The sequence below is a fragment of the Streptomyces sp. NPDC058469 genome, assembly GCF_042721125.1.
Lineage (GTDB): Bacteria > Actinomycetota > Actinomycetes > Streptomycetales > Streptomycetaceae > Streptomyces.
This window is the reverse complement of sequence record NZ_JBHXME010000077.1, coordinates 41,074-47,230: the sequence shown is the minus strand read 5'-3', so window position 1 is coordinate 47,230 and position 6,157 is coordinate 41,074. Positions and strand designations below refer to the sequence as shown.

Annotated in this window: 5 protein-coding genes; all 5 read right to left on the bottom strand. The window is 69.2% G+C overall.

Annotated features, from left to right (window positions below):
* Window positions 1-348: 348 nt before the first annotated feature.
* Window positions 349-1,041 carry a DUF402 domain-containing protein gene (locus ACFWP5_RS28975; RefSeq protein WP_384162668.1) on the bottom strand — a complete coding sequence of 231 codons (693 nt, stop codon included), beginning with the start codon at window positions 1,039-1,041 and terminating at the stop codon, window positions 349-351.
* Window positions 1,042-1,113: 72 nt separating this feature from the next.
* On the bottom strand, window positions 1,114-2,517 hold the full coding sequence (locus ACFWP5_RS28970) for a class II fumarate hydratase (RefSeq protein ID WP_384162665.1): 1,404 nt from the start codon (window positions 2,515-2,517) through the stop codon (window positions 1,114-1,116).
* A gap of 147 nt (window positions 2,518-2,664) precedes the next feature.
* Window positions 2,665-3,462: a DUF2690 domain-containing protein gene (locus tag ACFWP5_RS28965; protein WP_384162662.1), complete on the bottom strand. Its 798-nt coding sequence runs from the start codon at window positions 3,460-3,462 to the stop codon at window positions 2,665-2,667.
* A 160-nt stretch (window positions 3,463-3,622) separates the two neighbouring features.
* Window positions 3,623-4,009, bottom strand: coding sequence for an SH3 domain-containing protein (locus ACFWP5_RS28960; RefSeq protein ID WP_384162659.1), 387 nt, complete (start codon window positions 4,007-4,009; stop codon window positions 3,623-3,625).
* Window positions 4,010-4,343: 334 nt separating this feature from the next.
* On the bottom strand, window positions 4,344-6,014 hold the full coding sequence (locus tag ACFWP5_RS28955; protein WP_384162656.1) for a fumarate hydratase: 1,671 nt from the start codon (window positions 6,012-6,014) through the stop codon (window positions 4,344-4,346).
* Between the last annotated feature and the right edge of the window lie 143 nt (window positions 6,015-6,157).

Below are 6,157 nucleotides of genomic sequence, written 5' to 3'. Positions count from 1 at the left end.
CCTCCCTCCTCCGCCTTGCAGCTGCACGCACCAGACCCCGCGAGGCCCGCCCTTCGGGCGGACGACGGGAATGTGACGACAGGGCCATGCGCCGCGCGTGCGGATCGTCCCGCCGAAATGCCGATACCCGGAATACGTGCCCCAGGAACGGAATTCCCGCGTGGTCAGAGGCTGTTCCTGTGCCACCGGCGGACCGGCGGCCCGATTCGGTGGTGCCCTGATACCCCTCGCTCACGTCCTGCCGCCCCTCGGTGACGTCTGGTCAGTCCCGGTGCATACCCCGGGAGTTGTGCTGTGCCCTTGCGGAGGACGATCCTACGGTTGCGGACCGGGGGCGCATCAAGGGTCTCATGTGGACATGTACGCGGGGGTGCGGTCCCAGTCCTCCGGAAGTGAAGGTACAGCCCAGGACGGATCCGGGCGCCAGTGCTGCCATCCGTCCGCGAACGGAGGCTCCCAAGCGCGGATCGTCTCGACCGCCGACCAGCCCGCTTCCCGTACCCGCTCCGCGAGTTGGGCATCCATCAGACCGTCCCGCTGGGCCTGCGCGAACTCGTCCTCGTCGAGCCAGCGCCAACTGCGGTCCGGGTGAACGGCGATGTCCAGGAAGTGGTCCACGGAGTCGACTCCGCCGTCCCAACGGACCTGCGGTTCCTCAAGGTTCACGTACCAGTTCTTGAACTGCCATCCCGGCTCCCAGAAAAGCCACACCGACCAGGGCTCACCGGGCCGCGCCAGCTTCAGCACACCCGTACCGAACCAGTGGTCCCGCTGGACCGTGCGTGGCTTGGTGTACCGGGTCTCCAACGGCTCGACGTGCACCGACGTACCGTCCGCCAGCACCGGCTTCACACACTCGGTGCCGGGCGCCATCCAGACGGCGAGCAACTCCTCGTCGTCGCGGACGACCGTGACGGGGCGGGCGATGTGGAAGCGCGGTCCGGCGTTCTCCCGGTAGCGCCACAGGATCTGACTCCCGGGCGCCCAGAAGGCCGTCGACGTACCCGCTTCCACCGCTCTCACCGCTCCACCGTCTGCCATGAACAGATATTAGGTGCCCCGGGCATACGACGCTGCGGTGCGCGTCACGGTTCGCGCCATGGCGACGATTGGTTACGGACGCGTCATCCGCAGGACATCGAGGGACTCGTCGAGCTGCGCGAGGGTCAGGTCTCCGCGCTCCACATAGCCGTTCTCCAGCACGACTTGGCGGATCGTCTTCCGTTCCGCCAGTGCCTTCTTGGCGACCTTGGCGGCCTCCTCGTACCCGATGTACTTGTTCAGCGGAGTGACCACGGACGGCGAGGACTCGGCGTATTCACGCGCCCGCTCCCGGTGTGCGACGACCCCGTCGACAGTCCGGTCGGCGAGCAGCCGCGACACATTGGCGAGCAGCCGGATCGACTCCAGGACATTCTTGGCGATCACCGGCAGCATCACATTGAGCTCGAAGTTGCCCGCGGCCCCGGCGGTCGCGACCGTCGCGTCATTCCCGACGACCTGCGCGGCGACCATCAACACGGCCTCCGGAATCACCGGGTTGACCTTGCCGGGCATGATCGACGACCCCGGCTGCAGATCGGGCAGCGAGATCTCCGAGAGCCCGGTCCGCGGCCCGGACGCCATCCACCGCAGATCGTTCGCGATCTTCGTCAGCCCTACGGCGATGGTCCGCAACTGCCCGCTGGTCTCGACGATCCCGTCCCGGGCGCCCTGCGCCTCGAAGTGATCGCGCGCCTCGGTCAACGGCAGCCCGGTGACCAGCGCGACCTCCGCGATCACGGCGGCGGAGAACCCGGGCGGGGTGTTGATCCCGGTCCCGACGGCGGTCCCGCCGAGAGGCAGCTCGGCGAGCCGCGGCAGCGAAGCCTCCAGCCGCTCGACGCCGTAACGCACCTGCGCCGAGTACCCGCCGAACTCCTGCCCCAAGGTCACCGGCGTGGCATCCATCAGGTGGGTCCGCCCGGACTTCACCACATCGGCGAACTCGACGGACTTGCGCGACAGCGCGCCCGCGAGATGCTCCAGAGCGGGGATCAGATCGTGGATGACGGCACCGGTGGCCGCGATGTGGATGGAGGACGGAAAGACGTCATTGGACGACTGCGAGGCGTTGACATGATCGTTGGGATGCACATCCCGCCCGAGCCGCTCGGTCGCGAGGGTGGCGATCACCTCGTTGGTGTTCATGTTGGACGAGGTGCCGGACCCGGTCTGGAACACGTCGATGGGGAAGTGCTCGTCCCACGCCCCGCCGGCGACCTCACGGGCCGCCTCCTGGATCGCCTCCGCGATGTCCTTGTCCAGTACGCCCAGTTCGGCGTTCACCTTCGCGGCGGCACCCTTGATCCGGGCCAGCGCCTCGATGTGGGCCCGCTCGATCCGCTGCCCCGAGATCGGGAAGTTCTCCACCGCCCGCTGGGTCTGCGCCCGCCACTTCGCGTCGACCGGGACACGCACCTCCCCCATCGAATCGTGCTCGATGCGGAACGCGCCCTCTGTCTGACCGTCGGCCATCGCCGATCACCTCCTGTGGGGGACAGCATCGCGGACACTTCCCGTGTTCCCACCGCAGCGGCCGGAAACGGAGTGTTCCGCGTCGGCGGAGGGAGGCGACGGAGGTGGAGCGGCCTGGCTCAGTGGCCGGGAGTGGAGCGGCCTGGCTCAGAGGCCGGGTCCGGTGCACACCGGATGCCCGCCCACCTCGGCGCATGCCCGCGCCCCACGTGGGTCGGCGGCGGCCAGCATCGGGCTGCTGTAACCGTCCGACCGGTGGCCCGGGTACTCGGCGGACAGCTCGTCCTGCCCCGACCTGATCGAGATCTCCCGCGCACCGCCGACCCGGGTGCGCACCTCGGACCAGACGGTGGCGCAGGCCGGGGAGTAGCGGAGCAGCACGACCTGGGCGGCCCGGGTGACGGCACGCTCCGTACGGGCGTCCCGGGCACAGGTCTCGGAGGACGGCAGCTCCCCCTGACAACCGTTGCCCCGGCAGGAGGCGACCGTGTGCCGTTCCGCCCCGGCGTCGCGATCGAGGACGCCGGCGGCACCGGCGGTGACCGCGACGGTGGCGGCCATGGCGGCGAGGGCGACGAGGGCGCGGGTGGGAGGACGGAGGCGGAGACGGCGGGGTCGTAGGGACTGGACGGGGGGCGGCGGTGGGGGAGTGGCGGACGGCCTTGGCTGCTCCCGGACCGCCGCCGCGTCCCACAGGGAGAGCAGCGCGCCGGGGTCGGTGTGCGCGAGCCGGGCGAGGGCCTCGACGGCTGCCCGGGGCGGGAGTTGGTCGCCGTTGAGATAGCGGTGCCAGGTCGACTTGCTGAACGGGGTGACGGAGGCCAGCGCCGCCAGGCTCAGGCCGGTCCGCTGCTTGAGGAGGCGGAGCCGCTCCGTGAGGAGCCTCCCCGCGTCGTCGTACGGGCCGGGCAGCGGCTGCCTCTCGACCGTCACGTGGCTTTCCATCGTGCTCCCTCGCCGAACCGGGGTGACCGCCGTGATCCGTGCCCGGGGCCGGCCGCGTGTCACACCCCGATCACCGGAATATGAAGGGCTGTTGACCTGGCACCACCCGACAGGACGCACTGGGTCGTCCCGTCGGGTGGTGCCGTGGGTCAGACGAGGGTCAGCACCAGCGGACGGCGCTGCGGTTGTGGACGTAGTGGGTGGAGACGTAGCCCTCGTGGTGCGGGAGCTTGTACCAGCGGTGGTTGCCGAAGACGTTCGATCCGTACGTCTTGCAGACGATGGGCAGCATCCGCCCGGTCGGCCGCGTGCCGACGACGCGGTAGCCGGTGCCGGGGCCGGAACGGACGTTCAGACGCGGGGAGTGGTGGGTCGTGACGCGACCCCAGGTGTGACGCGCCACGTGGTGGTGCACGGCGGGCGTCGTCACGACGTGGTGCCGGGCGTGGGGAGCCGGGGTGGTGGTGGCGGCGACGGCTGTCACGGGGAAGACGGCGACGGCTGCGATCGCGGCGACGAGACCGTTGCGCAGAATGCGTCGGATCATGGGGGTTCCCTCCGAGTCGACCGAGGACCACGGGCTGTGATCCAGTCAGTTCGGAGCTTTTCCGGCAAACCGGGCGGAGATGCCGTCCCGTGCGTCCCTGGGATGAACTGGGACACGGGTGAGTGGAAGGGCGGCACTTTCACGCGTCCCGGGACACCCCTCAGCCCGTCCGGCGCAGGCCAGGTGCATCCAGCCCGTCCGGCGTTTGAGGACGAGGCCGTTCAGGCCGAAGGGGGTCTGGGGCGCAGCCCCAGCGGGGTCCAGGGGCAGAGCCCCTGAGGATGGGACGGGTAGGGGCGGCGGGGGCGAAATTCCCCCCGGCCGCCCGACGGCATTACGCCAACCCAGGCCCCCGCACCGGAATATGCGTGAACGTAGGCTCCGGCGCCGGGTTCTGGAAGAAGTCGTTGCCCTTGTCGTCGACGACGACGAACGCCGGGAAGTCCTCGACCTCGATCTTCCAGACCGCCTCCATACCGAGCTCCTCGTACTCGACGACCTCGACCTTCTTGATGCAGTCCTGGGCGAGCCGCGCCGCAGGCCCACCGATCGACCCGAGGTAGAACCCGCCGTGCGCGTCACACGCGTCGGTGACCTGTTTGCTCCGGTTCCCCTTGGCCAGCATCACCTTGGACCCGCCCGCCGCCTGGAACTGCTCGACGTACGAGTCCATGCGACCGGCGGTCGTAGGCCCGAAGGACCCGGACGCGTACCCCTCGGGCGTCTTGGCCGGACCGGCGTAGTACACCGGGTGGTCCTTCAGGTACTGCGGCATCTCCTCGCCCGCGTCGAGCCGCTCCTTGATCTTGGCATGCGCGATGTCACGCGCGACGACGAGCGGCCCGGAGAGCGAAAGCCGGGTCTTCACGGGGTACTTGGTCAGCTCGGCGAGGATGTCGTCCATGGGCTGGTTGAGATCGATCCGCACGACGTCCGCCTCGGCGGAGTCGAGATGCTCGTCGGTGGTCTCCGGCAGGAACCGCGCCGGGTCGGTCTCCAACTGCTCAAGGAACACACCCTCGGCGGTGATCTTCGCGACGGCCTGCCGGTCGGCCGAGCAGGACACGGCGATGGCGACGGGGCAGGACGCACCGTGCCGGGGCAGCCGCACCACGCGCACGTCGTGGCAGAAGTACTTGCCGCCGAACTGCGCCCCGATCCCGATCCGCTGCGTCAGCTCGAAGACCTTCTGCTCGAGGTCCTTGTCCCGGAAACCGTGCCCCAACTCCGAGCCCTCCGCCGGGATCTCGTCCAGGTAGTGCGCGGAGGCGTACTTCGCGGTCTTCAGCGCGTACTCGGCGCTCGTGCCGCCGACCACGATCGCCAGGTGGTACGGCGGGCAGGCAGCCGTACCGAGCGAACGGATCTTCTCCTCCAGGAACTTCATCATGGAGCCCTCGTTGAGGACCGCCTTCGTCTCCTGGTAGAGGAACGACTTGTTGGCCGAACCGCCGCCCTTGGCCATGAACAGGAACTTGTAGGCGCCGCCGTCGGTCGCGTACAGCTCGATCTGGGCGGGCAGGTTCGACCCGGTGTTCTTCTCGTCCCACATGGTCAGCGGGGCCATCTGCGAGTACCGCAGATTGAGGTTGAGGTACGCGTCGTAGATGCCGCGCGACAGGGCCGACTCGTCGCCGCCGTCCGTGAGGACGTTCTGCCCGCGCTTGCCCATGACGATCGCCGTACCGGTGTCCTGGCACATGGGCAGCACGCCGGCCGCCGCGATGTTCGCGTTCTTCAGGAGGTCCAGCGCCACGAACTTGTCGTTGTTCGACGCCTCGGGGTCGTCGATGATCCGGCGCAGCTGCGCGAGGTGGGCGGGCCGCAGATAGTGCTGGATGTCGTGGATGGCCTCGGCGGCGAGCTGGCGCAGCGCCTCCGGCTCGACCTTGAGGAACGTCCGCCCGTCGGCCTCGAAGGTGGAGACACCCTCGGAGGTCACCAGCCGGTACGGGGTGGTGTCCTCTCCCATGGGGAGCAGATCGGTGTACGCGAACTCAGGCATGTCGCCCATTCCTCTTTCGACAGACAGCGCGGCCAGCCGCCATTGGCGGGCGCCCACCAGCGTAGAACCTGCCACTGACACCGAGCTTGTGAGGTAAGGCTCAGTTCTCCGGGCCTTCGCCACGCCAACGTTGTCCACACCCC

Bases quoted from the DNA above. Each gene is read 5' to 3' on its own strand.
- ACFWP5_RS28975 (WP_384162668.1), bottom strand. From the start codon at position 1,041: ATGGCAGACGGTGGAGCGGTGAGAGCGGTGGAAGCGGGTACGTCGACG.
- ACFWP5_RS28965 (WP_384162662.1), bottom strand. From the start codon at position 3,462: ATGGAAAGCCACGTGACGGTCGAGAGGCAGCCGCTGCCCGGCCCGTAC.
- ACFWP5_RS28955 (WP_384162656.1), bottom strand. From the start codon at position 6,014: ATGCCTGAGTTCGCGTACACCGATCTGCTCCCCATGGGAGAGGACACC.
- ACFWP5_RS28960 (WP_384162659.1), bottom strand. From the start codon at position 4,009: ATGATCCGACGCATTCTGCGCAACGGTCTCGTCGCCGCGATCGCAGCC.
- ACFWP5_RS28970 (WP_384162665.1), bottom strand. From the start codon at position 2,517: ATGGCCGACGGTCAGACAGAGGGCGCGTTCCGCATCGAGCACGATTCG.